Below are 25444 nucleotides of genomic sequence, written 5' to 3'. Positions count from 1 at the left end.
ACTTTGGTGTTTAGGCAGGTACTACCTTCGTTTTTTTGGATATTTTTTCCTGTAAGTATTGGAATATCATATAGAGCAGAGGAATAACAAATACACCGAGTAAAACCCCACTCAGCATCCCAACAGCGGCACCTGTACTGATAGATTTATTCCCTGCTGCCGAACCACCCTTTGCCAGCATCAACGGAATCATACCGACAATGAAGGCCAGAGAAGTCATTAGGATAGGGCGTAAGCGGGCTTTCGCTCCATCCAGTGCAGACTCCACGATAGACAAACCAGCCTGTCTGCGTTGTACGGCAAATTCCACAATCAGAATTGCATTCTTTGCCAGCAATCCAATCAACATAATCAAACCTACCTGTACATAGATGTTGTTATCCAATCCGATAGCTTTAATTCCAAGAAATGCCCCAATGATACCTGTAGGAATAGATAATAATACTGCCAGTGGCAACAGATAACTTTCATACAACGCTGCTAACAGGAAGTATACAAACATCAGGCTTAACAGCAGGATAACCATAGTCTGGTTACCAGAAGACTTTTCTTCCAGACTAAGTCCTGTCCACTCGTAGCTGTAATCTGCCGGAAGCTTATTCAGTACACTTTGTTCCAACTGATCCATAATCGCTCCATTACTTGTGCCAGGCTGAGCTTCTACATTTATGGTTACAGAATTGTACAGGTTATAGCGGTTTACAGATTCCGGGCCATATACTTTACTTAGTGTAACCATAGACTTTACAGGGACCATTTGGTTCATGTTGTTACGCACAAAAATCTCATTAAAGGCATCCTCATCCGTTCTGAAAATACCATCTGCCTTTATATTTACCCGATAGAACTTCCCAAATCGCGTAAAGTTCAGCGACTGATCTCCTGAGAAATAAGTCTGTATGGCTCCAAGCATGCTACTAACTTCTACACCCAATTCACTCGCTTTTTCTTCATCTACCTCCAGTTCCAATTGTGGATAGTCAGCACGAAACATGGTATAAGCAGATTGTACACCTGGTTGCTGCATAATCTGACCAATCACATTATCAGCCATTGCCTTTAAAGAAGCAGGATCTCTCCCCATCTTGTCCTGTAATACGATCTCAGCCCCACTGGTTACTCCGTAGCCTTCTACCGGAGGGAATCGAAACGCCATGACTGATCCTTCTTTGATGGTGCTCAGTTTTTCAGAAATAATGCCATGTATCACCTCAATATCCTTTATACTCCCTCTGTCTTTTACTTCTTTCAGTTGAATGAAACCCATAGCATAGGCAGGACCTGCACTACCACTCAGAATATTAAATCCGGTAATGCTGGAGTTGCTTTCAATAGATTCTACACCTTCCAGTAGTTTGTCAATTTTTCGGGCAACAGCCGTTGTATTGTCGAGAGCAGTACCCGGAGGCATACTTAAGCTGTAGGCAATAAAGTTGTCATCTTCCATTGGTACAAAACTTCGTGGAGTGCTGGTCATCAGAAAGGCTGCGACTGCTATAACCAATACAATCAGACCTATTCCCAGCCATTTCTTTCTGGCCAGAAACCGAACTCCTCTCACATACCGACCCGTCATATTATCGAATCCAGTATTGAAAGCTGCAAAGAAACGCTGACTGAAACCAAGCTTTTTCGCTTTGCCTGTATGTTCTGTATCATGTGTATTTTTCAATAGCAAAGCACACAGAGCCGGAGTAAGCGTAAGCGCGTTGACAGCAGAAATGATAATAGCAATAGCCAGTGTATAGGCAAACTGCTTGTAAAACAGTCCCGAAGAACCTGTCATGAATCCGATAGGGATAAACACCGCAGCCATAACAAGCGTAATAGAGATAACAGCCCCTGTAATCTCATTCATAGCGCTATGCGTTGCTTCTCTGCCACTCATCTCAGAACCTTCCATTTTGCTGTGTACAGCCTCTACCACTACAATGGCATCATCTACCACAATACCAATTGCTAGTACGAGTGCAAACAGCGTAAGAATGTTGATCGTAAACCCGAATGCCAACAGGAAGAAGAAGGTACCGACAATGGCTACAGGTACGGCTATAGCAGGGATAATTGTAGACCGAAAATCCTGCAGGAATAGGAACACCACAATAAACACCAGCACAAACGCTTCGATCAAAGTAGACTTTACCTGCTGAGTAGCCTCATCCAGTCGGTCTTTGGTGCTCATCAGTTTACTGTATTTGATACCAGGAGGAAATGACCGGGATGCTTTTTCAACTTCCTTATTAACACCTACCTCGATCTCATTGGCATTCGAGCCGGTAGTTTGCAGGATCGCAACCGTAACAGCATGTTTGCCATTGGCTTTTGTATTCCCACTATAACTGATTGATCCAAATTCAATACGGGCTACATCTTTTAGCCGGACCAGATTGGTGCCGTTTCTTTTAATAATGATATTCTCGTACTCTTCTGGTTTACTCTTTTTTCCTCTGTACCTGATTACATATTCCAGTGCTGCACCTGATTCCTCACCTAATTTTCCAGGTGCCGATTCCAGACTCTGACGGGAAATAGCATTCGTCACATCCTCAGGAATAAGTCCATAGTTAGCCATTCGCTGTGGGTTGAGCCATATACGCATAGAATAATCTTTCGTACCAAATATCTGCGCCTGACCTACACCAGGAACCCGTTTAATCTGTGGGATCAGATTTATGTTTACATAATTTTGAAGAAACAGTTCATCATATTTTTCATTATCGTTTGTGTAGACATTGAAAATCATGATCATACTGTTCTGTTGCTTGGAAGTAGTCAAACCCATTCGTACCACTTCTTGTGGCAAAATAGGTGTTGCCTGCTGCACTCTGTTTTGTACGTTTACTGCTGCCTGATCCGGGTCCACTCCTTGTTTAAATATGATACGAATAGAGAATGAACCGTCATTACTAGCACTGGAGGTAATGTACTGCATGTTCTCTACTCCGTTAATCTGTTCTTCCAGAGGGGTCACCACTGAACGCAATACCGCCTCACTGTTTCCTCCCGGATAGCTGCCACTGACCATAACAGTAGGAGGGGAGATATCCGGAAATCGGGTTATCGGAAGCCTGAGAAGCCCGATAAGGCCCAGTATGACAAATACTACGGATATAACCGTAGCCAATACTGGCCTGTCTATTATTTTTTGTAACATACTATACTGTCTTTATTTTAATTTGCCTGTTGAGTCCTGAGATGATCCGGTTTTACAACCATTCCTTCATTGAGTGCATCAATACGATTAATTGCCACCTTATCACCTGCTTTTAATCCCGTTTTTAGTATATAATTGTTGTCAGATTTCCCGGCGATTTCAATAGGCTTCATAGTTATCTTATTACTGTCTGCGAGCGTAAAAACAAAGTATTTATTCTGAATATCCTTTACACTGGACATAGGAACTGTCAGTGAAGAGGGTAGTGTCTTTCTCAGAATAACTTTACCCGAACCACCTGAACGCAGTAGTTTATCAGGATTAGGGAAAACCGCCTTTAAGGGTATACTACCCGTAGTGCGATCAATATTTCCACTGGCAATTTCCAGTTTCCCTTTGTGGTCATAGAGGGTTCCATCAGCTATAATGAGTTCAACGGTATTGATGCCTTCACCTGCTTTTCTGTCTTTCACAAACGATATAAAATCAGCTTCACTCAGAGAGAAATACACAAAGACATTGTTAATCTCAGAAAGCGTAGTTAATGGTGTAGCATCTGCCGGATTTACCAGGTTGCCAATACGGTTAGGTATTCTGCCGATATATCCGCTCACAGGAGCCTTTATAAGACTAAAGGCTGCATTAATTTCTGAAGAGCCTAATGCGGCACGGGCTTGCGCAACCTGTGCCTGAGCGGAGGCATAATTTGCTTCTGCAGTTTGTAACTGAAGTTGAGAAACTACTTTCCCGGCCACCAAGGGCCTTATCTTTTCCAGTTCAATGCGGGCATTCTCCTCTGTCGCTAACGCCGCTTTCAGAAAAGCCTGGCTGTTGTTTACCTGTTGCTTATAGACATCTCCTTTGATACGAAAAAGTGATTGTCCTTTCTGTACAAAATCTCCTTCACTAACATAAATCTGATCCAGATAACCTGTAACCTGAGCTTTAATATCAACATTGACAGATCCTTCTATTGAACCTGGATACTTCTTTTCCTCATGAGCTGTTGCCGGTTGAATTTCCAGAAAATCAACATCGGTAAGAGGGGCTTGTACCTGTTGCTGTTGATTGTTCCCACAAGCCAGTAACAAAAGAGATAAGGATGTAAAAAGGATAGTTTTAGTAGTTGTACCTTTTTGAGCAAACAGTTGCATCGTTTTTGTAGTTTGATTTCAGGCACAAAAAAAGGAAAACAACCTGGGAGGTAAGGACCAAAAGTAACCGAACCGTAAATATTCACTTCTGAAACGATTATAGCCTGAACCGAATCACTGGCATTATCTTAATGTATAACTTTTTTAATTTTGAGCAGTTTACTGAAGAAAGGTTATGTTAGAATAGAACTGGTTCGTATGTCCATTCGATGCTTTCAAGGTGATAAAGCGTTTTTTTTCTTACAAACCAAGCATGGCTCTGTTTGTCACAGGATTCTTTCGGAAGGACAAGTAGGGAGAGGTTTGTGTAAAAAGAGAGGGAGGATTAATCCTTCCAGCAGGTGTTTTCTTATTGTTTTTTCCTTAAAAAACAAAGCCTACGCTCTTGGAAAGGGTAGACTTTGTTCTGTTTACGATTTCAGATCGAATTATACCAGATTTAGGTATGACTCCAGTTTTTAACAAGAAGTCTCTTACTTCTTCTGTTGGGAAAGGAAGGTCACAAGAGATGCAAATTCCTCATAGGATAAAGCATTGGCTAACCCTGGAGGCATCATAGAAGTTTCCATTTCCTTGCGACTTAGAATATCAGCTGTTTTTAGGGTATATACCTGTCCTGCAATATCACGTAATACAAGTCGTGTAGACGATTCTTCAGTCACAAATCCGGTATAACTCTTATTGCCCTTGGCAGTAATAAAGACAGTAGCAAAGCCTTGTGAAATAGATGCATTGGGTTTGAGTATAGATTCTGCAATTTGTTCCCGATTCATAATTGAGCCAATTTGCCCCATAAAAGGACCTTTCATAGTTTCACTTTTGCTCAGACTATGGCAGGCGATACAGCCCTGTTGAGTAAACAGCGTTTTACCTAAGGAAGCATTTCCTTCTATCTTCGCCAAAGCAAGCATCACATCTTCAATAGATGATTCACCAATCTGCCCTTTCTTATTCTTAATCTTTTCCAGGTCTACTTTTACCTCTTCCTTGGCAACTGCTACTTCTTCTACACCAAATTCAGGAATTTCAAGTCGAAGACGGCTGTTTAGATCTGTAAAAAATTGTTTGTCACTGGTTTTGTTCCATTCTTCCATTAATACCTTTTTGATCGTTCCAGATCCTTCCCAGTCAATGGCTTTGTAGTAAGGGCCATGTGTATCCGGACGTGTGCTCCACCACCAGGAACCATCATAAGGAGCTTCTTTCTTATAAAGACGGCCCAATGTAATCAATATATTTTTTTTCAGTGTAACATCAGAGGTACGGTTATAAGCGGCGATCAAACCCGCAACGGCCTTTGGATCATGCATATAACGCAACGCCCATAAGGCAAGGGTTGAATTGTCAGACCCAATAGCATTAACACAGGCATCTACAGCATGCAGATTTACCAACGAACGTACCGCCAAATGAGCAGGAACGATAGCAGAGTTAGGAGTTGCATGTGGACCCTCCGTGTTTAATGCAGGAGCAACAAAAGAAGCAGGAACTTTTACTTTTAGTAAAGACTGTGCTGCTTCTGGTTTATTTAAACGGCCTAATCCAATAATAGAAGCCAGCTGTATGCGAGGGTTAGAAGCATTTAGTCCAGCCAGAAATGGCTCAGCAGGTACCTGAGCGAGAATAGGCTGGCGGTCAGCCAAGGCCCGTAACGCAAATTCTACAACCTCTTTGTCGAAGGTAAGTTTTACCAGATTAGCAATTCCTCCTGCTCCACTTGCCTGTGCATAGGTATAAATCCCTGCCACCCGGCTATCCAATGGAAGTTTATTGTTTGAAGCGATTTTCCATGCAATGGATGAAGCCTTTTTTGCTGAGCGGGCAATTAGCTCCTGTTGTGCAGCCAGGCGTGCTACACCACTACCAGAGGCAAGCAAAGAAGATAGTTCTTTGAAAGACGCTTTTTTGATATCTAGAAAAGGCTTATAACTCCAATTTTTTGGAATAACTCTGGTAACAAAACCTTTGGAAGGACTACCCGAATACCCGGCACCATCCCAGGCAGAAAGATATACCCTACCAGAGGCATCTATATCAACATCAGTAATCTGAGGAATCTTTATAAATTCTTCTTCTTTTTGTATAAAACTGGCTGCATCTGGTGTAAGTCTGTGAATATAGAGCTGGCTTCTTCCCCAGTCGGCCATCATAGGCACGTGGTTGTATTTTTCTGGCCAGGAAGGATCATCCATATACAAAGCTCCCGTACCTGAACCTCCTCCTACATCAATCAAAGCAGGAATAATTTCATCTGTAAAATGTTTGAAAAGAGTCGGATACCCATACTCTCCGGATTGAATATGGTGACTAAACCGAATATTCCAACCCCCTCCGTCATTGGTATTGTCCCGGGTGAATGTATTCATGTAGGGGTCAATTGCCACATCATATATATTTCGGGTACCATGGGTATATATTTCAAATTCAGAACCATCAGGCCGTACCCGAGCAATTCCACCTCCAAGCATAGTCAGTTGCTTTCCAGTTCGGTCAGTCGCATTATGAAAACCAAAGTCCCCTACAGCAATATAAATCCAGCCATCAATACCCATACGGATACCATTGGTAGCATGATCTGTTCCCCGATTTTGCAAGAATGTAGGATTACTGATGTGTTGGATAACTGGTTTAGAAGGGCCATCTGCTACCCCATCCTGATTTTTATCTTCAAAAACCACCAGATCCATACCTGTAGCTACCTTAGTTTCTTTTGAAAATACCGTATGAAGCACAAATACCTGATCTCCCTGAATGAGAATGCCTCGCGGATTGTCAACTTGAGCAAAAACAGAACGCTGATCTACTTTTCCATCATTGTTGGTATCTGTTAACTTTACGATACTGCCTTTACCTGGTTCCTTGCCCAGTGAACCCATTTTATCAACTCCTACATAGACCTCTCCGGTTGGAGCCACTGCCAGGCAAGCAGGACTAGGAGTAATATCCGGCCCGGTAAAAAGGGTAACATTCAGATCCGCAGGCCAGGTAGATGTATTTAGTAAGGAATCTCCTCTCTGTACATTTGGGTCTTGGACTTGTAAGGATAACTTTACTGGTTGAGAAGAAGGTGTTTCAGTAAGTGTGCCGGAAAGTAATAAAGCAATAGTAAAAAAGGGTAATGTAAACTTTAGCATATTCAATACTAGCAAGTGATTTGTAAGAAATTATAAAAGATTTTTGAGTAGTCAATAGAGGCAACTTTATTCATGTAAGATTAAATATATAAATATTGACGGTTTAATCTTTGAATAAGACAAAATTAAATTGTTGTTGTAAACTATTCAGGGGGGTAATTCGTCAAAATGAGGGGGGAATTGACTAAAGATGTTGTTATACTAATACTACTACAGATAAATACAAGTGCTATTTACTTTAACACCTTTGGTAAAAAGAAGAAACACCCCAAACAGGAGATAAAAGTCAAATTGGTAGCTTGGATCAGGAAAAGCGATTAGAAGCTTTCAGAAAACCCGAGGCTGTTAACTCACATAAAATGACCAGAGCTAAATAAGCTTAGCGAATAGAATGATTTCAAAAATCCTGATCAATACATCATAAGCACTAAAAATCCATCCAGCTTTTTAGCTGAGTTGCTTTTTCTCTACTTACAAGAATTTCTGTGTCCGGATCATTTTTGATATCCACTTTGAGTTTGCCATTGAAGTAATTATGTATCCTGTAAATGGCATCTATATGAACAATAAATTGTCTGTTGGCTCTGAAAAAAGTCTTGGGATTGAGTTGTTGTTCCAGATCTTCCAGTGTTTGCGGGACTATCTCTTCTGTTCCATTGTGTAGTCTGGCCCGGGTTAGTTTTGCCTCTGAATAAAAATAGGCTACATCGCTTACTAAAACCGACTTATACCCATCTTTATAAGGTAACAGAAATCGGTTTCTGAATTCTCTTTGTTGAAAAAAATTAATTAATCCTTCCAGGGACTTTTGATTACTACCTTCTGAAAGCGACTCCAGTTTCTCAAAAGCGACCTGTAGTTCTTCTTGTTCTACAGGTTTTAACACATAATCTATACTGTTGTACTTAAATGCTCTTACGGCATATTCATCATAGGCAGTGGTAAATATGATCGGACTGCTTAACTTGATTTTATCAAATATCTCAAAGCTTAGCCCATCTGCCAACCGTATATCCATCATCACCACGTCAGGCTGGGGATTTTCACGAAACCATGCTACACTATCTCCTACACTGTCCAAAACTGCCATTATCTCAGCCTTTGGCCTGATTGTCTTAATTAAACGTTTTAGCCTACCTGCGTTGGGTTGCTCATCCTCCAATATTACGATGGTGTTGATCATACTTTTATCAGTGATAGGATTACTTTAAAGGAAGCATCGTCTTGTACAATTCTTGGTTCCTGTACTGACAAGAGATTGTATCGTCGGATAATGTTTCGGATACCTATACCTGAAGAATCCAGCGGCTTCTCAATAGGCAGAAAAGAGTTTTCAACAATCAGTTCTTGTTTGTCGTTGTTGTATAGCCTGATTTTTAGAGGATCTTTTTTGCTTGTCTTATTGTGTTTTAATGCATTTTCAACAAGTAACTGTAAGGTGAGGGGAGGCATATGCAGGTTTCGGAGTTCTGTATTTACTGCAATATCAAAATGTACCCCTTCTCCAACCCGATGTTCGATAAGAAACATATAGGAATTCAGAAATTTTAATTCGTCATCCAGCGAAATAAGGTCTTTTTTGGAATTTACTAACAGGTACCGATAAATACGCGAGAAGTTTTCTGCATACTCATATCCAAGCTGTTGATCTTCCAGAATCAGCTCTGAAAGAACACTCAGATTATTAAAAACAAAGTGAGGATCGATCTGCAATTTTAATGATTGTAGCTCAGCTTCCATTGCCACCTGATTTAGTTCAGCAGACCGTATAGCTTCATTTTTCCAGTTTACAATAAGGTAGTTACCTGTATTGATTCCCATAATCATAAAGGCGATCATGATGCTTACCATTATCCATTGCAACATACCTCGTGTCTGTTCAATAGATATTTCCGGACTTATAACTGAGGTATCCTCACTGCTTATGTAAGAGCAAAGCTGATTGACTATCAGATTGATGAGTAAGACAGTAACTAAGTTCAGTCCTGTTTCAACGATAAGGCGCCGACCTGCATACTGAGTCCATGATATACGTTTATTCAACTCACTACCAATACGAATGCTGGATTCTGAAATCAGGAAGCAGAACACAGTTGAGATCAGACATTCTTCCAGAACTTCTCGCCAACCTCGGGTAAAGAAATTCTGCCAGTAAGAGGCATAAGGGTCTATTATGTAGGAAACAAGATAGAGGAGTACAAAAGCAAATACTGTAAACAGGATCCGTTTTCCATTATTATTTAAAAATGTATCTTTTTCTTTCCCCATTGTATAAAATCTCACAGTAAAGCCTTTGCTCTGCCAGATTTGGATAAATCTACAATAGCCATAAGCACCATCTATCTCTTTAACTCTACAAAGTTGAGAAGTATATCTTAAAGACTTTTCTTTTTTTTACCTAAACGTTGTTTTTAGGTACTGAATATCCGGATTTGCTTACTGAATCAAAAAGAAAGAATAGACTCTATTTCTGATCTGATGTGCCTAATGGATCGACAAAGCGAGTATCAACTAAAAAAGTCGGATCTGTGAGAGTTTTAAGAAAAGCGATAATCTCCTTTTTTTCGCTTTCAGTCAATAGGATACCTGGTTGTTCATTTTGAGTAAGCACTGGGTCTAATGTTGGAGAATATTTAACTCCCGAAACATAGTGATTTAGTACAGATTGTAATGTGCGAAACCGCCCATCATGCATATAAGGGCTTGTGCGTTCTACATTGCGAAGAGAAGGAACTTTGAACTTTGCTCTATCTGCCACATTTCCAGTAATCTGTTCCCTTCCATAATCTACAGGCGTTTCATCTAGGCCGTTGTTTCGATAGGAGTGATCTGTGAACAAATCAGTGGCATGACAACTGGCACATTTTTGTTTAAATAACTGTAATCCTGCTTTTTCCTCCTTTGTAAATTCTACTCCATTTTCGTGACGTATATAGTTGTCATACCGTGAATTAGAGGAAATCAACATGCCTGTAAATTGAGCCAGTGCACGTAACATCAGATCCGAAGTGATAGTATCTTTTCCGAAAATAGTCTTAAATTGTTTTTTATAAGTAGGATTTGCATTCAGCTTTTGTAGAACATTCACAAGTTTTTCATCCATCTCCTGGGTATTCTCAATAGCATTTAAGGGGACCAGATCAATATGACTTACTCCACCATCCCAAAAAAACTCAGATTGAAAGGCCAGATTCTGAATAGCTGGTGTATTACGAAATCCTACTTTGTCATTAACGCCATGACTCACATCATGCCCATGATCTGCAAACGCAAACATTTGTCTGTGACACGTACCACAGGAAACAGTGCCTGTTCTGGAAAGCCGGGGTTCGTAAAACAATAACCGGCCAAGTTCAAACCCTTCCTTAGTAATAAGATTATCCTTAAAAGCAAAGACAGGATCAGGGAAGTTAGCAGGAACATTTAATGCATAGAGATCTACAGGTGTTACCTTTGGTTGATCGCTACAACTGCCAAGAAGCATGCTATTGATACACACCAGTACACAATACCATTGGACTATGCGAAAGGATAGTGGTTTCATTTTTAACGGGCTTTGGCTTAATAGTGGTCATTGCAAATATATCCCAATTATGGTTTGTTACATACATTGCTTTTGAATCAAACATTTTTCAGTTGATTATCAGTTTAAGTTTGCGATTCAATATCTTCGGGGAAATGGATTTCATACAAGATCATTTCAGGAGGATTCTCATTTGATTTTACACAAGGTAGATAGATAGGTAGGATATTTCTCTGTTAGTAGCTTCTTGTTTTTATTTCTATATTTACTTCATGCAAACCCTTTTTGTTCAATACGTTTCTCTTATTCTGATTATTCTGGCACTAGTCATGCTTGCCAACAAGCTTCGTCTGGCATATCCAATTGTACTGGTATTGGGAGGACTGGCACTGAGTTTTACAAAAGCATTTTCACATGTTGTTATAGATCCGGAACTGATCTTTTTTATTTTTCTGCCTCCTTTACTCTATGAGGCTGCCTGGCAAACTTCCTGGAAAGAATTCTGGCGCTGGAGACGTGTAATTACCAGTTTCGCTTTTCCGATTGTGATTCTTACTTCCTGTGTAGTGGCATTTGCTTCTTATTTACTTATTCCAGGTTTTACACTGGCATTGGGCTTTTTGTTGGGAGGTATTGTTTCCCCTCCGGATGCAATCTCAGCTACAACCATTATGCGCCAGGTGAAAGTACCTCGATCACTGGTTAGTATTATTGAAGGTGAAAGTCTTCTGAATGATGCATCCTCTTTGGTTGTATTTCGCTTTGCATTGGTTGCCGTTACTACAGGACAATTTTATTTTTCCGAAGCTGTTGGTAGCTTTTTCCTCGTGATTATATTGGGAACACTCATAGGATTGGTAATCGGATTGATTTTCTATGCTATATATATGTGGTTACCTACCACACCCAGTATAGAGGTTGTGCTGAGTTTACTTGCTCCTTACTGTATGTATTACTTTGCTGAGCATTTTCACTATTCCGGGGTTTTAGCTGTCGTTGCCGGAGGCCTTCTATTATCCAATAGACGTCAGAATATGCTTACCTATCAGGGACGTGTGCAAAGTCCCAATGTATGGTCAACAATTGGTTTTGTTCTCAATGGATTGGTATTCTTACTTATAGGACTTCAGTTACCTACAATTACCAGCCAGATCAAAGAAGTAAGTTTGGGTCAGGCTATTTGGTACGGGTTAGCCATTTCGCTGGTATTAATTATCACAAGACTTCTGTGTTCACTGGGCGCTTCTCTTTTTACCAGATTCATGAAGCACTTTATTACTGTGGCAGATCCGAACCCAGGGTGGAAAATACCTATTATTTTCGGATGGGCTGGGATGCGGGGTGTAGTGTCACTTGCTGCAGCGCTGTCTGTTCCTCTACTTCTCGATAAAACGCACCCATTTCCTTACCGTGATCTGATATTGTTTATCACCTTTATTGTAATTCTGGTAACTCTTGTTTTTCAGGGAATGACTATGCCCTGGATAATCCGGAAAGTCAATCCGGAAGACCGATATACTACCATTCCTGAATCCAGACAAGAGATTATTATTCAGAAGAAAATGGCAATGGCCTCTTTACAGTTTTTAGAAGAGCAATACAGTGATCAGTTGCCTTTGAATGAGCACATCAATAATCTCTATGCCCGATTAAAACTGGATTTGGCCTTTTTTAACCAGGAGTTGAATGAATCAGAAGATTCAAAAGAGAATTCATTGAAGAGTTTTCAGCGTATTTACCTGGAAATACTTCAAAAACAAAGAGATTACCTTCACCAGATGAATCACCGTGCAGAATTTGACGAAGACCTGATCCGGAAATATCTTTCATTGATAGATCTGGAAGAAATGAAGGTTCGGGAGAAGTTATTGCAGGAATTAGATGTGTAAAAAAGAGAAAGTGAAAGGATATTCACTTCTTCTGAAGAATTTCATCCAGCTTTGCTTTGTATATTCGACCGATAGGTATTTCTACATTGTTAACGCGGATATACGTTGCACTTACAGCCTGTACATGATTGAGTGCAACGATAAATGACTTATGTATTCGTATAAAACGATTAGGAGGAAGTTTTTCTTCCAGGTAACTAATACGTAGATAAGAAACCAATGATCCTGAAACCGTATGAATACGAACATAATCTTTCAGGCTTTCGATCCATAGTATGTCATCCAAATAGAGCCTCACCATTTCTTTATCTACTTTAAAATACTGATAGTCTCTTGTGGTATTGGGTTGCTCCTGTACTTCTGGCTGAGTGAATGGCACTGCTGAAAATCGATAGAGCTTGCCTATAGATTGCAGGAAGCGTTCAAAGGAGATGGGTTTTACCAGAAAATCCACTACGTCAAACTCATAACTTTCCAGCGCGTATTCTCTAAAGGCTGTCGTAAAAATTACCTTAGGTCTGTAGCTCAAGGGACGTAACAAGTCAAACCCTGTCAGGCGGGGCATTTGAATATCCAGAAATATCACATCAACCATCATTTGCTGCAAGGTTCCTAACGCCTGGCTGGGACTGTTGGATATACCTACCAGCTCGAGATCTGGTAACCGGCTTATATAATCCTGCAGCAGATTAGTTGCCAGAGGTTCATCATCTAGTACAAAACAACGAATAGCCATTAGTTTATAGTGAATTTTAAGACTGCCAGAAACTGACTATCTTCTTGTAGTGTAACTAATTCGTAATTATTTGGAAAGAGAATCTCCAGTCTTTTTCTCAGGTTAGCTAATCCTAAACCTGTTGTAGGAATGGTTGGGCATTCATCTACCACTGAATTTTCAACAGAAAAGACCAGGCGATTACCTGTTTGCGTCAGATTCAATTGTATCCAGCAGTTCGTTTCAGATCGTGCAGCTCCGTGTTTGAACGCATTTTCGACAAATGGTAACAGCAACATAGGCGGAATCATAAGTTCAGACCAATTTGTGAGCTCATGAAAGTTTGTCTGTACATCCAGTCGTTCCCCATACCGAATCTGTTCCAGTGAGATATAGTCATTTAAATAGGCTATTTCTTTATTCAAAGGTACTGTAGATCGATTGCTCTCATGTAACTGATAACTTAATAAACCTGCCAGTCCATGCAGTAAATGAGGTAGTCGAGCTGGCTGATGCATGGACACTGAAGTCAGGTTATTGAGTGTATTGAACAAAAAGTGAGGTTGTACCTGTGATTGCAGCAAATGGTATTCTGCTGCAAGCTTCTCTCGCTTATATCTCTCACTTAATCGTTGCTGATTAAGGGCATGCCGTACCAGATCTACCACAACAAATAGGGCTACTACCAAATGTAGTTGCATGGATTCAGCGAGTATTTTAGGCCAATACAAGAAAGGTTTCTCTAAGCCAGGTATATTATAAGCCGGATAATACCACGTGTAATTAATATAGCGGCGAAGCAGTCCAAAAACCAATATACTTGCAATTAGACTCACCCAAAAGCCTGTTGTTCGGCCAGAGAGTAAAAAGTGTCGGATTGTAACAAAAAGATTCCAGTATCCTGCTACAATTAATAGGGGAATTTGCAACGTAATCAGACACAAGCTTTGCTGAAAGTTATCCAGATAAGCCCCTGTATTCAGCCATTCAAATAGAAAGTAACCTATCCAGAAAGCGCTTTGGGCCCACACTTGCCTGTAAGGTATTAATGCACTAAAACGAGCCATCCTCTTTATTCTATTTCAATTTGAGGACTAAATCTACTACTTTTTTTTCTGGTAAACTGTAGAATTTGCCCAACAACAAATTTGTAATCCTCAACTGTAAAAAGCACCTGACAAACAGCGTGTATTTTCGTCCAACTGCGATAGGTAGGTATCAAATGTTGTATAAATGGCAAGGTAGACCGATGGTCTAAATTGTCAGATTGAATAAAATAGTTTAGCGTACTTCGGCTTATCAAAATACTTTTTCCCTTTTTCAATTAAACCTTTACAAAATTATGAAAACGTTCCAAACCATTTCTCCATCATTCGTTTCTGATTCTGCATTTAGTACAAAGGGTGCTACCAGCCTTCGTTTTTACACTAAGTTTAAAAGGTATTCTTTTGTATGTGTTGGTATACTGACTTTGATTTTGTATCCGAAAATTACTCAAGGGCAAGACAATCAGCTTCTGGCAGAGAGCAATCTTCAGCATGTTTCTTCCAAACCTGTATCTATGCAGAATTCTGCTTTGTCAGATACCACCTCTGTAAGTGATCCGGATAAGAAGTACATGGTCTATGTTTTTGTGAATGAATTGGGTAAAGTAAAAGTGACAATTGATAACCCCAATCGATTACGTTATGTAATCCGAATGGTTGATAACCAGGACAGAGTACTCTATCAGGAGTTTACCAATCTGAGCCAGTATCGGCGTAGTCTGGATATTTCAGGTTTGATAGATAGCTTTTGCCAGGTTATTGTAGATATTGATAATCAACCTCTTACATATAAGATACAAAGAAAGAAGAACAAAGATTCTTATAGTATACAAAATCTTCCAGTTCAGGAACAACCTATTGTAACAGACAAAAATAAACAGAAATTACAGCAAGATTCTGTTATAGTTTCTAAACAAGATTAGTAATAATTTAAGTATGCTTCCTGTGAACAAACGAAAACGGGTTATATTTTATAGATTTACAATCTTAATTCTGAAAGAAGAAAAGGGTTGGGTGGTGCTCAACCCCTTTTTATTATCTACCCATCCACTTATTGAAACGAAGAAATAAATCACACAATCTCCCATTTCCCATCAGCATCTTTTGCATAAGACAGCCCGTTACTCATAACATGAATTTCACGTCCATCCTGATCAGTACTATTTTTCGACTCATATACCCGTATACCATTGTTATTTCGTGTCAGATATACAATCAATGCCTGTAATGTTGGAGCTACATCTGATAACCATTGGTCATCACTTTCCCGAATAAATGCCTGGCTCATAATTATTTAGTTTTAAACTATTGAAAGTGAAAATACATAAAAAATCCTGCCTCCATTTATTTACTACCTTGACAAGTTTGATTCTCTTTAGATAAAAGGCGACCTAAATCCATCCAGAAGAAATAATTTGATCAATGTGGATGGGATAGATTTCAGCCAGCCTACATATTTTTTCTTTCATCACAAACTTTTACAACTACCTAAGGATTGTCTATAAGAACTGTACGAATACTACTTTTGCAGGCCTTATAAAATTGTTTAAACAACCTGTATGATTTTTGGTTACGATTGTTTGAAATTCATACTTTTTTATTTAAAATTCTTTATCCTTTACACTACCTCAAAGAGTAAATTTGCTCCGTTATTAAGTGGTTATAAGGTTAATTATGACAAGCACTAACATAAAAAAAGAGTCTTGTAAAGACTTTGTGTAAAATTATAAGTATTAAAAATTAGTATTCAGATGGAAATCAGTAAAGTTACAAAAAGTGTAAAAGCCTTTGGTACAGAGGCTGCAGATGCACCCTTAAAATCACTTACCATTCAGAGAAGAAATGCTGCAGCATATGATGTTGAGATTGAAATTTTGTATTGTGGTGTTTGTCATTCTGATTTACATACTGCCCGCAACGAATGGCATGGTTCTGTTTATCCGGTTGTACCTGGCCATGAAATTGTTGGTAGAGTAACCCGTGTTGGTGATCGTGTTACCAAGTTTAAGGCAGGAGATCTGGCAGCTGTAGGATGTATGGTAGATTCCTGTCGTGAGTGTGAACATTGCAAAGAGGGTCTGGAGCAGTATTGTATTCCTGGATTTACCGGAACATATAACGATCTCGACAAACATTTGGGAACTCGAACATATGGTGGCTATTCAGAGAGTATTGTGGTAGATGAGCACTTTATATTGCGTGTACCTGAAAATCTGGATCTGGCTGCAACTGCTCCATTATTGTGTGCAGGTATAACAACATATTCACCACTGAAACACTGGAATGTAGGACCTGGCAAAAGAGTAGGAGTAGTAGGCATTGGCGGCCTTGGGCACATGGCAATTAAACTGGCTAAAGCGATGGGGGCACATGTAATAGCTTTTACTACCTCTGAGTCAAAGTTCGAAGAGGCCAAACGTCTGGGCGCAGATGAAACAGTGCTTTCCAAAGATCCGGAACAGATGAAAAAATATGCAGGGAGTCTGCATTTTATCATTGATGCCGTCTCTGCACAACATGATATGAATGCATACCTGCGATTGCTTAAAGTAGATGGAACCATTGCCCTGGTTGGTGCGCCCGAACATTCTCTTCCCGTACATGCTTTTAGCGTGATTCCAGGTCGAAAAAGCCTTGCTGGTTCTATGATTGGCGGCATTGCTGAAACTCAGGAAATGCTGGATTTTTGTGCAGCGCACAATATCGTTTCAGATATCGAACTAATTACTATGGATCAAATCAATAAAGCATACGAACGCATGCTGAAGGGTGATGTTCGCTATCGTTTTGTAATTGATATGGCTTCGCTCAAAAATGCTACTGGAGCATAAGTAGGATTAGTAGTTTACTAAATCATGTAAGGGCTTGTAATAGTCTGAAGAGGAATCTTCAGACTATTTTTTGTTTGTCTTATCTGAAACCAAGTAGTATTTTATACAGACGATAGATACTTTACTTTTAATATGGATCATTGAGAAACAATAGAATAGATTAACATAGCGGTTAATGCGCCAATAAGTGTATTGAGAAAGTTGACAGCATCATTAGATAAGTACTGTTTTCGTTCCATCGTTCCACCTAATATTGAATCTGAGAGGTTTCCAACCGTTCCTGCTAGCACAATCCATACCAGATTCCAGGTCCAACCAAATCCAAATCCATAAATACCTGCAATGATGCAACTTCCCAACATTCCTAGCAAAGTTCCTTCCAGGCTTACAACGCCATCTAGCCCCCGACTATCTGGTTTGAAACTGATAATATTGTAAAACCTTTTTCCATAAACATTACCTAGTTCGCTGGACAATGTATCTGAACTGGCTGAAGCGAAACTGGCTGCCAGCATTAGATGGAATAATTCTGATTGATGAGTAAACAGCCAGCTTAGAAGTCCCAGAATTCCTCCAACTCCTGCGTTGGCAATAACTTGTGAAGCTTTTCGGCGACCTTTATTTTCCTCTGCCAAACCCATAGAGGCTTTGTAGGCCGATCCCCAAGAAGTTGCCAGAGTTCCCATTACAAAAAAACTTGCCATCATAATCAGTCCTGGAAAGCCAGCTCCCAGAAAGACAAGAAACCCAAGCAAGCCTCCCGTAATGGCAGCCGGAGTAGTGAGTTTTTGTGCCTTTATGCTCAGGATCATTCCTGTCAATAGAATCAGGAGAACAAGTATGTATTGTATTTGAGTGGATAGTTGCATAGAGAGCTTAGCTGACTTCTACAATTATTTTTCCAATAGTCTTTCCCGTCTGGAAGAATTGTAATGCCTGTGGCAGTTGTTCAAAAGGGAAGGTATGACCAATCAAAGGAGGAGGGAGTTTCAATACATTGATTTCTGCCAATAACTCTTGCATTAGTTCTGCCTTCTCATAAATCCAGATCAGATTAAATGCCATTAAGGATTTATTCTGAGGGATCATTTTGAGGGGAGAAAGTCGTGGACGAAACAAATATCGCCAAACTAGTTTAAAATAATTAGGTCTATTTCCTTGTGTGGTAAACTGTGCTGATCCATAGGCAATTAAACGACCTTGAGACGCCAGCAATTCATAACTCCAGTAAAAGTATTTACTTCCGGTTGTTTCCAGCACAATATTTAGTTCGCGTCCCTGAAGAGCTTTTTGTACATCATTTTTAAATTGAGTGGAACGTATTACTGCACCGTCGTACCCTTCCTTATGTAATAGTTCCAGTTTGGAGGCGTTCCCTACTACACCAATTGTATATGCTCCCAGACGTTTAGCAATTCGATTTGCCAGAATGCCAACTCCTCCTGCTGCACTATGAATTAAAACAGTTTGTCCGTTTTTTAAAGCTCCCAGTGGCACTAATGCATAATAGGCTGTAAGTACCTGTACCGGAAATGCGGCTCCCTCTGCAAAAGTCCATCCTTCTGGTAAAGGCATGACATAACGGGCGTCTATATTCAGGCGTGTTGTATAAGAGCCAAATCGGGTTACTCCCATGATTTTGTCTCCTACCTTTAGATGTGTAACTTCACTTCCTACCTGTACTACTTCACCTGCATACTCCAATCCAGGTACAAAAGCCCCTTTTGGTGTAGCACTATAAAGACCCTTGATGGCAAAGATATCTGCATAATTGAGTCCAATTGCCTTCACTGCAATGGTTACCTGATCTGAATCAGGCAATGGGAGGGTTTGTTCCTGTATATATAAGTTTTTCAGTGAACCAGCTTTGGGTACAACAAATGCACGACGGCTAAGCATAGAAATAAGATGTTAGCAAGTAATAGTAATATGCTTTGTCAAAAGTAGTGATCTACATGGAGAATCTACTAACTCTTTGCTTCTTATACATAATGTCAGAGGTGGGGATAGATAAAATAACAAAGCCTCCAATTTCGGAGGCTTTGTTATTATGTATGTTCAATTAAACCGGATTAATAAACTTCCTGTTTAACTTTTTGTGCATTCACTACATCTATCCATTTTTTTGCATTCACAAATGCTTCCATCCATGGACTTACTTCATCTTTGCGGCCTTTTGGATAATTTGCCCAGTGCCATTGGAACAATGAACGCTCAATGTGTGGCATCATGACCAGATGGCGGCCTGTTTCATCACACAACATAGCTGTATTAAAGTCTGAATCGTTCGGACTCGCTGGATAGTTTTCATAGGCATACTTGGCAACAATCTGATACTTATCTTCCTGGTATGGTAGCTGGAATCTTCCTTCTCCATGCGATACCCATACACCAAGTGTAGCTCCTTCCAATGTTGACAACATTACAGATTTATTTTTCTGTATTGTTAATGAGGTAAAGATACTTTCGTGTTTGCCACTTTTGTTGTGTAGCATTTTAGGTTTCTCTGCATGGTCTTTATTGATTAGACCTAGCTCTATAAACAACTGACACCCATTACAAACACCTACTGATAAGGTATCCGGACGGTTAAAGAAGTTCTCTAAAGCCATTTTCGCTTTTTCATTATACAAGAATGCTCCCGCCCATCCTTTAGCAGATCCTAAAACGTCAGAGTTAGAAAAACCACCAACAGCACCAATAAACTGAATGTCTTCCAGCGTTTCACGGCCAGATATCAAATCAGTCATATGTACGTCCTTCACGTCAAAACCTGCAAGGTAGAGAGCATTGGCAAGTTCGCGTTCAGAATTACTTCCTTTTTCACGAATAATAGCTGCTTTCGGACGAGGAACTGTAGGATCAATCACTGGCTTCTTTCCATCAAATTGAGATGGAAAAGTATAGTGTAGTGGCTGGTTTTTGTAATTATCAAACCGCTCTTTTGCCTTTACAGGACCACTTTGTTTTTGGTCAAGCAGATAAGAGGTTTTAAACCATACATCACGCAGTTGATTAATATCCAATTGCACTGTTTGTGCTCCTTCTACTGTGATTACCAGGTTAGGCAGAGAGGTTACACGACCAATTTTATGATATGAAACATTAGCTGCACTGAGAGTAGCTTCAATACGTTTTTCTTCTCCTTCTGTTGCTTGAAAAACAATACCAATATTTTCTGAGAAAAGTAATTTAATCAAATCTTTTTCACCCAGACTGCTCAGATCAAGTTCTGCACCCAGATCACGATCAGCAAAACATAGTTCCAGTAGGGTGGTAATCAATCCTCCACTTCCAATATCGTGTCCTGCCTGGATCAGTTCTGCTTTAATCAGCTCCTGAATTGTATCAAAAGCCTTCTTAAATTGAGCTGCGTCTACTACATCAGGTGCTTCATTTCCAATCCGGTTCACTATTTGGGCAAATGAAGAACCACCTAATTTATAGGTATCTGCTGAAAGGTTAATGTAGTATATGGCACCTTCATTTTTCTGTAGTACCGGTTCAACTACCTGTGTAATATCATTGCAATGACCTACAGCAGAAATAATCACAGTACCTGGAGCAATTACTTCATCATTCTTGTATTTCTGCTTCATGGAAAGTGAGTCTTTCCCTGTAGGAATATTGATTCCCAGCTTAATGGCAAATTCCGAACAGGCTTCCACTGCTTTGTACAGGCGAGCATCTTCTCCTTCATTCTTACAGGCCCACATCCAGTTTGCGGATAGGGACACACCTTTTAATCCACTTTTGATAGGAGCCCACACAATATTTGACAATGCTTCTGCAATGGCATTACGGCTACCTGCTGCCGGATCAATCAGTGCAGAAAGTGGCGAATGTCCTACTGATGTAGCAATTCCATCTTTGCCTTGAAAATCCAGTGCCATTACGCCACAGTTATTCAAAGGTAACTGCAAAGGTCCTGCACATTGTTGTTTGGCTACCCGGCCACCTACACATCGGTCAACTTTGTTTGTTAACCAATCCTTACAAGCTACAGCTTCCAGCTGAAGTACTTGTTCGAGGTATTCGTTGAATTTACTTTGATCATATGTTATAGGCTGATAGGTTTTTTTCACTGTGCGATCTTCCATTACCAGCTTTGGTGAATTGCCAAACATATCCTTCAGTTCAAGATCTATAGGTTTAGCTCCACTGGTTTCTGATTGAAAAGTAAACCGATGATCGCCAGTCACATTTCCTACAACATACATAGGAGAACGTTCTCTATCAGCTATTTTTTGTAGTGTTTCTATATCTTTTTCACTGACAACCAATCCCATCCGTTCCTGCGATTCGTTTCCGATAATTTCTTTTGCAGAAAGGGTAGGATCCCCAACAGGTAGCTTACTGAGGTCAATTTTACCTCCGGTTTCTTCTACAAGTTCAGAAAGACAGTTTAAGTGACCGCCTGCACCATGATCGTGAATAGAAATGATGGTATTATTATCGCTTTCTACAATAGCGCGTATCGTATTGGCAACTCGTTTCTGCATTTCTGGATTAGAACGCTGAACGGCATTGAGTTCAATACCACTACCATGTTCCCCTGTATCGGCAGAAGATACAGCTGCACCACCCATGCCAATACGATAGTTGTCTCCACCCAGAAGAACGATTTTATCTCCAGGGTTAGGTTTATGTTTTTTAGCCTGATTGGCTTTGCCATAACCAATACCACCGGCCAGCATTATTACTTTGTCATAACCCAGTTTACGGCCATCTTCCTGATGTTCAAATGTTAAAACCGAACCCGTAATAAGTGGTTGGCCAAACTTATTTCCGAAGTCAGTAGCTCCATTAGATGCCTTAATCAGAATATCCATTGGAGTTTGGTATAGCCACTTTCTTTCTTCCACACTACGTTCCCATGGACGATCCTCTGCCAAACGAGAAAGAGCTGTCATATAAATGGCGGTTCCTGCCAGTGGGAGAGACCCTTGTCCACCAGCAAGTCTGTCGCGGATCTCACCTCCTGAACCCGTAGCAGCCCCATTAAACGGTTCTACTGTAGTAGGGAAGTTGTGAGTTTCTGCTTTCAGGGATATTACGGATTCAAAATCAGATGTTGTATAATAATCGGGAACATCCGAACGGCCGGGAGCAAACTGCTCGACAACAGGTCCTTTGATAAAGGCCACATTATCTTTATAGGCAGAAACGATTTCGTTTGGATTTTCCTCAGAGGTTTTACGAATTAATTTAAAAAGAGAAACAGGTTTTTCTTCTCCATCTATAATAAATCTTCCATTGAAGATCTTATGACGGCAATGTTCGGAGTTTACCTGAGAAAAACCAAAGACCTCTGAATCGGTGAGAGGTCTTCCAAGTCTGACAGCAAGAGAGTTAAGGTATTCTACCTCGTCCTCACTCAGAGAAAGTCCTTCCTGTTTATTGTAGGCTGCAATATCTGTTATTTCAAGAACAGGTTCCGGTGTTATATTGATCGTATAGATTTGCTGATCAAGCCCACTATACTTTCTGGAAAGCATAGGATCAAAGTCTGCAAAGTCTTCATCTACTTTTTTGAACTCCTCAATTCTGACGATATCTGTCAGTCCCATGTTTTGGGTGATTTCCACTGCATTGGTACTCCAGGGAGTCACCATGGCAGCTCTTGGGCCAACATAAAATCCCTCAAGTGCTTCTTTTTGCTGGAGGCTGGCTCCGCCAAAGAGCCATTCAAGTTTTTGGATATCAGTTGCAGAAAGTTGCCGTTTTACTTGTAAAGTGTAAACGGTCGCAGGTTGACTTAGAAAGAAATAAATCATGGTCTTTTTTCGAAACTGCAAATCTACTGCTAAAATTTTAAAACAGTAGCTAAAGAAGAAATATATTGGTTGTTTTTTGGTAAACCCAAAATAGCAGTAGTAAAGTTCATCATTTATTTATAACTGCTAATAAAGTTCTATCTGGGATTAATTATGAGTTCATACCAAAGATGACTTCTATTTCTACAAAATTGTTTGATTGAAGATACAGTAAAGGATTATAGTGTATTTAGAAAAATAGCTAGCAGGTAATGACACTCATCTTTGTCTCAATAGTCCACTTTTAGTTATATGTCCACTTTTTTGTCTGACCTATCAGCCATCTGGTATGACTTTAACTTTCTACTTTGCGACCTAGTAATTTTAGTTCTCTAAAGTTGTTTACATGAGTTTGCAATTGTAGGTTTTCATTCAGCCTGCAATTGCAAAAATGCGTAACAGACAAAGACTGGTTTTGCCACAAAGCGTGTTGTGGAATAAACGTTGATAATAACAAGGACTCGTAGCATATAAGAGGCCAGTCTTGGCCTCTTATATCTTTCAGATCATTTTGCCACTACCAGAAAAACTTCTCCTGATACAAAGTTAGATATTGACTAACTTCACACATTTACACGAAGTCTGAGTATAAAACCAATGCCTCATTAAACTGGGTCGGGCCTGAATATAGCAGTAGCACCCATTGCCTTTAATTGGTTAACTATGTGTTTCAAGTGGGCCAAATACCCTTCTTTGTATTCGATTTCTCCCTGTTTACTTACGACTAATGCCTGTTGAGGTGTTAGGTTCAATTGATCCTTGATGAATTGAATTAACTTCAGTTTATCTTTTCCAATGTCTGTGATAATGACCTTTCCTTTAATCCATTCAGATTTGTCTGTTATTTGCAGTTCATTAATAGGTTCCTCAGCTTTTTCCAGATATTCCACATAGACCTCCTTCCAGAATTCATTGGTAAGATCACTATGTTCTTCAAGATATTTTACTGCTTGTTGTGAGTCAGCTTCTATATTCTTGATGATTGTCAGGAAATTAGAAAATTCTGATAATGTTTCTGCTACTTTTACAGGCATCCAGTTACCGGCTCCATGCCATGAAAAATATACCGGAAATTCCTTGTCATTCTCTGAAAAGTCCACATAAAAAGGGTCATCAAAGTAGTTGGAACAGATTACATACCAGTTCTTGTTAAAATCCCCCTCATTAGTTCCTACTAAACTCTTATGTGTGATAGTATCATACCTGTAGCCTGCCTGAAAACACTCAAACGTATCCGGTTTAGGATAGTTTTGAGGAAGACACATGCTTTCCGCCAGAACTGGCTCTTCTAAAAATCTCTTTACTAAGTCGGGTACAACTATCATCCCTATGGCTGGTTATTTAGTATTGTAATTCATTACTAAGAGTTCTTTTGCATGAGTGGGTGTATCTATATTGTTTTCTTGGTAGTTTCTTCACTATAGAAAAATAAAATTGCTATTCCATGCGTTTTCTTATCAGTTCTATTAACTCTTCTTTGGTAAGGCAAGCATTTAAAAAATCCTCAAGACTACCTTCATTTGTTACTTCTGAAAAGAAAACTTCATGATCTGTTCCAAACAAGGTAGGATTTTCCGGATCAGGGTCTGACAGGCAGATATAATAGCTATCAGGAAAACCATAACTATGTAGTAAGGCTATAAAATCGGGTTCTGAAACATTTGTAAGCTTTACAACTTCACTTAGATCTATTTCCTCTTCCTGAAACCAATCATTCCATTCAGTGAAATCATCCGTACCTTCTCTAAATGGGGTAAATAATTGCGGGCTCCAGAACGCCTGCCCATGTCCTTCCTGTATAATACGATAGTAGTGATCGATTATCTTATCATAAAAAGCTTGCTTATTCTGCTGAAAAAGTTCCTGGTTTGCATTTATGTAGCTTCCAATTCCTATAATAGGCTCAGTTTCTTCTGCCTTTTGCCATGGAGTATCTATGGGTCGTTGGTATAGAACAGTGTTAAAAGTAATTGACAAAATATCGTCCTTTAATGAATGACCTTTTACTCTTTCCGTATTCCCTCCCAATTGTTGTATACGGTTTATGATTTCCTGTTTCACTGGTTGCTAGCTGATTAACTAAAAAATAACTACTAAAATATACCTTCACTGCTTTATAAAAGCAGTCTAAACAATTTCAATATATTCAAGAATTTCTTATGGAACAATTGCATTCCCCAAA

The 25444-nt window shown here is 39.7% G+C and carries 17 protein-coding genes; 3 read left to right on the top strand and 14 right to left on the bottom strand.

The features are described from left to right. Positions 1-10: 10 nt before the first annotated feature. The 6 genes from QNI22_RS36820 to QNI22_RS36795 form a co-directional block, all read right to left on the bottom strand. Positions 11-3154, bottom strand: coding sequence for an efflux RND transporter permease subunit (locus tag QNI22_RS36820; RefSeq protein ID WP_314519201.1), 3144 nt, complete (start codon positions 3152-3154; stop codon positions 11-13). Between the two features lie 17 nt (positions 3155-3171). Then, complete coding sequence (locus tag QNI22_RS36815) at positions 3172-4308, bottom strand: efflux RND transporter periplasmic adaptor subunit (RefSeq protein ID WP_314519199.1); 1137 nt, start codon at positions 4306-4308, stop codon at positions 3172-3174. A gap of 473 nt (positions 4309-4781) precedes the next feature. Further along, positions 4782-7442: a DUF7133 domain-containing protein gene (locus QNI22_RS36810; RefSeq protein ID WP_314519198.1), complete on the bottom strand. Its 2661-nt coding sequence runs from the start codon at positions 7440-7442 to the stop codon at positions 4782-4784. Positions 7443-7869: 427 nt separating this feature from the next. Continuing rightward, positions 7870-8625 carry a LytR/AlgR family response regulator transcription factor gene (locus QNI22_RS36805; protein WP_314519197.1) on the bottom strand — a complete coding sequence of 252 codons (756 nt, stop codon included), beginning with the start codon at positions 8623-8625 and terminating at the stop codon, positions 7870-7872. Then, the gene (locus QNI22_RS36800) at positions 8622-9710 is read right to left on the bottom strand and encodes a sensor histidine kinase (protein WP_314519195.1); all 1089 of its coding nucleotides are present in this window, start codon (positions 9708-9710) and stop codon (positions 8622-8624) included. Before QNI22_RS36800 ends, QNI22_RS36805 begins: the two co-directional genes overlap by 4 nt. 196 nt (positions 9711-9906) lie before the next feature. After that, a complete protein-coding gene (locus QNI22_RS36795; RefSeq protein WP_314519192.1) occupies positions 9907-10986 on the bottom strand; it encodes a cytochrome-c peroxidase in 1080 nt (359 codons plus the stop codon). Between the two features lie 251 nt (positions 10987-11237). Here QNI22_RS36795 and QNI22_RS36790 point away from each other — a divergent pair, with 251 nt between their 5' ends. Continuing rightward, positions 11238-12854 (top strand): Na+/H+ antiporter, encoded by a 1617-nt coding sequence (locus tag QNI22_RS36790; protein WP_314519191.1) that lies wholly within the window; start codon positions 11238-11240, stop codon positions 12852-12854. A gap of 22 nt (positions 12855-12876) precedes the next feature. Here QNI22_RS36790 and QNI22_RS36785 read toward each other — a convergent pair whose 3' ends face one another. Together QNI22_RS36785 and QNI22_RS36780 are read right to left on the bottom strand one after the other, a co-directional pair. Beyond that, a complete protein-coding gene (locus tag QNI22_RS36785; RefSeq protein ID WP_314519190.1) occupies positions 12877-13590 on the bottom strand; it encodes a LytR/AlgR family response regulator transcription factor in 714 nt (237 codons plus the stop codon). Further along, on the bottom strand, positions 13590-14636 hold the full coding sequence (locus QNI22_RS36780) for a sensor histidine kinase (protein WP_314519188.1): 1047 nt from the start codon (positions 14634-14636) through the stop codon (positions 13590-13592). Before QNI22_RS36780 ends, QNI22_RS36785 begins: the two co-directional genes overlap by 1 nt. 275 nt (positions 14637-14911) lie before the next feature. Here QNI22_RS36780 and QNI22_RS36775 point away from each other — a divergent pair, with 275 nt between their 5' ends. Then, positions 14912-15538: a hypothetical protein gene (locus QNI22_RS36775; RefSeq protein ID WP_314519186.1), complete on the top strand. Its 627-nt coding sequence runs from the start codon at positions 14912-14914 to the stop codon at positions 15536-15538. A gap of 149 nt (positions 15539-15687) precedes the next feature. Here QNI22_RS36775 and QNI22_RS36770 read toward each other — a convergent pair whose 3' ends face one another. Next, a complete protein-coding gene (locus QNI22_RS36770; RefSeq protein ID WP_313981864.1) occupies positions 15688-15903 on the bottom strand; it encodes a hypothetical protein in 216 nt (71 codons plus the stop codon). 463 nt (positions 15904-16366) lie between these two features. Between QNI22_RS36770 and QNI22_RS36765 the strand changes: the two genes are divergently transcribed. Then, on the top strand, positions 16367-17446 hold the full coding sequence (locus tag QNI22_RS36765) for an NAD(P)-dependent alcohol dehydrogenase (RefSeq protein ID WP_314519184.1): 1080 nt from the start codon (positions 16367-16369) through the stop codon (positions 17444-17446). A gap of 137 nt (positions 17447-17583) precedes the next feature. Here the strand turns inward: QNI22_RS36765 and QNI22_RS36760 are convergent, their stop codons facing one another. The 5 genes from QNI22_RS36760 to QNI22_RS36740 form a co-directional block, all read right to left on the bottom strand. Further along, complete coding sequence (locus tag QNI22_RS36760; protein WP_314519182.1) at positions 17584-18315, bottom strand: DUF92 domain-containing protein; 732 nt, start codon at positions 18313-18315, stop codon at positions 17584-17586. 7 nt (positions 18316-18322) lie between these two features. Next, positions 18323-19345 carry a synaptic vesicle VAT-1 family membrane protein gene (locus QNI22_RS36755; RefSeq protein ID WP_314519181.1) on the bottom strand — a complete coding sequence of 341 codons (1023 nt, stop codon included), beginning with the start codon at positions 19343-19345 and terminating at the stop codon, positions 18323-18325. A gap of 173 nt (positions 19346-19518) precedes the next feature. Further along, positions 19519-23223, bottom strand: a complete 3705-nt coding sequence (gene purL / locus QNI22_RS36750) for a phosphoribosylformylglycinamidine synthase (protein ID WP_314519179.1) — start codon at positions 23221-23223, stop codon at positions 19519-19521. Between the two features lie 644 nt (positions 23224-23867). After that, positions 23868-24527 (bottom strand): SMI1/KNR4 family protein, encoded by a 660-nt coding sequence (locus QNI22_RS36745; RefSeq protein WP_314519177.1) that lies wholly within the window; start codon positions 24525-24527, stop codon positions 23868-23870. A gap of 172 nt (positions 24528-24699) precedes the next feature. Next, positions 24700-25323 carry a hypothetical protein gene (locus QNI22_RS36740; protein WP_314519175.1) on the bottom strand — a complete coding sequence of 208 codons (624 nt, stop codon included), beginning with the start codon at positions 25321-25323 and terminating at the stop codon, positions 24700-24702. Positions 25324-25444: the final 121 nt, after the last annotated feature.

The organism is Xanthocytophaga agilis (genome assembly GCF_030068605.1).
Lineage (GTDB): Bacteria > Bacteroidota > Bacteroidia > Cytophagales > 172606-1 > Xanthocytophaga > Xanthocytophaga agilis.
This window is presented reverse-complemented; position numbering and strand designations above follow the sequence as displayed.

What these genes read in the sequence shown, in the direction of transcription:
- QNI22_RS36800 (WP_314519195.1), bottom strand. Translation starts at nt 9,710, where the DNA reads ATGGGGAAAGAAAAAGATACATTTTTAAATAATAATGGAAAACGGATC.
- QNI22_RS36760 (WP_314519182.1), bottom strand. Translation starts at nt 18,315, where the DNA reads ATGCAACTATCCACTCAAATACAATACATACTTGTTCTCCTGATTCTA.
- QNI22_RS36770 (WP_313981864.1), bottom strand. Translation starts at nt 15,903, where the DNA reads ATGAGCCAGGCATTTATTCGGGAAAGTGATGACCAATGGTTATCAGAT.
- QNI22_RS36755 (WP_314519181.1), bottom strand. Translation starts at nt 19,345, where the DNA reads ATGCTTAGCCGTCGTGCATTTGTTGTACCCAAAGCTGGTTCACTGAAA.
- QNI22_RS36820 (WP_314519201.1), bottom strand. Translation starts at nt 3,154, where the DNA reads ATGTTACAAAAAATAATAGACAGGCCAGTATTGGCTACGGTTATATCC.
- QNI22_RS36815 (WP_314519199.1), bottom strand. Translation starts at nt 4,308, where the DNA reads ATGCAACTGTTTGCTCAAAAAGGTACAACTACTAAAACTATCCTTTTT.
- QNI22_RS36785 (WP_314519190.1), bottom strand. Translation starts at nt 13,590, where the DNA reads ATGGCTATTCGTTGTTTTGTACTAGATGATGAACCTCTGGCAACTAAT.
- QNI22_RS36780 (WP_314519188.1), bottom strand. Translation starts at nt 14,636, where the DNA reads ATGGCTCGTTTTAGTGCATTAATACCTTACAGGCAAGTGTGGGCCCAA.
- QNI22_RS36745 (WP_314519177.1), bottom strand. Translation starts at nt 24,527, where the DNA reads ATGTGTCTTCCTCAAAACTATCCTAAACCGGATACGTTTGAGTGTTTT.
- QNI22_RS36795 (WP_314519192.1), bottom strand. Translation starts at nt 10,986, where the DNA reads ATGAAACCACTATCCTTTCGCATAGTCCAATGGTATTGTGTACTGGTG.
- QNI22_RS36805 (WP_314519197.1), bottom strand. Translation starts at nt 8,625, where the DNA reads ATGATCAACACCATCGTAATATTGGAGGATGAGCAACCCAACGCAGGT.
- QNI22_RS36810 (WP_314519198.1), bottom strand. Translation starts at nt 7,442, where the DNA reads ATGCTAAAGTTTACATTACCCTTTTTTACTATTGCTTTATTACTTTCC.
- purL (WP_314519179.1), bottom strand. Translation starts at nt 23,223, where the DNA reads ATGATTTATTTCTTTCTAAGTCAACCTGCGACCGTTTACACTTTACAA.
- QNI22_RS36790 (WP_314519191.1), top strand. Translation starts at nt 11,238, where the DNA reads ATGCAAACCCTTTTTGTTCAATACGTTTCTCTTATTCTGATTATTCTG.
- QNI22_RS36775 (WP_314519186.1), top strand. Translation starts at nt 14,912, where the DNA reads ATGAAAACGTTCCAAACCATTTCTCCATCATTCGTTTCTGATTCTGCA.
- QNI22_RS36765 (WP_314519184.1), top strand. Translation starts at nt 16,367, where the DNA reads ATGGAAATCAGTAAAGTTACAAAAAGTGTAAAAGCCTTTGGTACAGAG.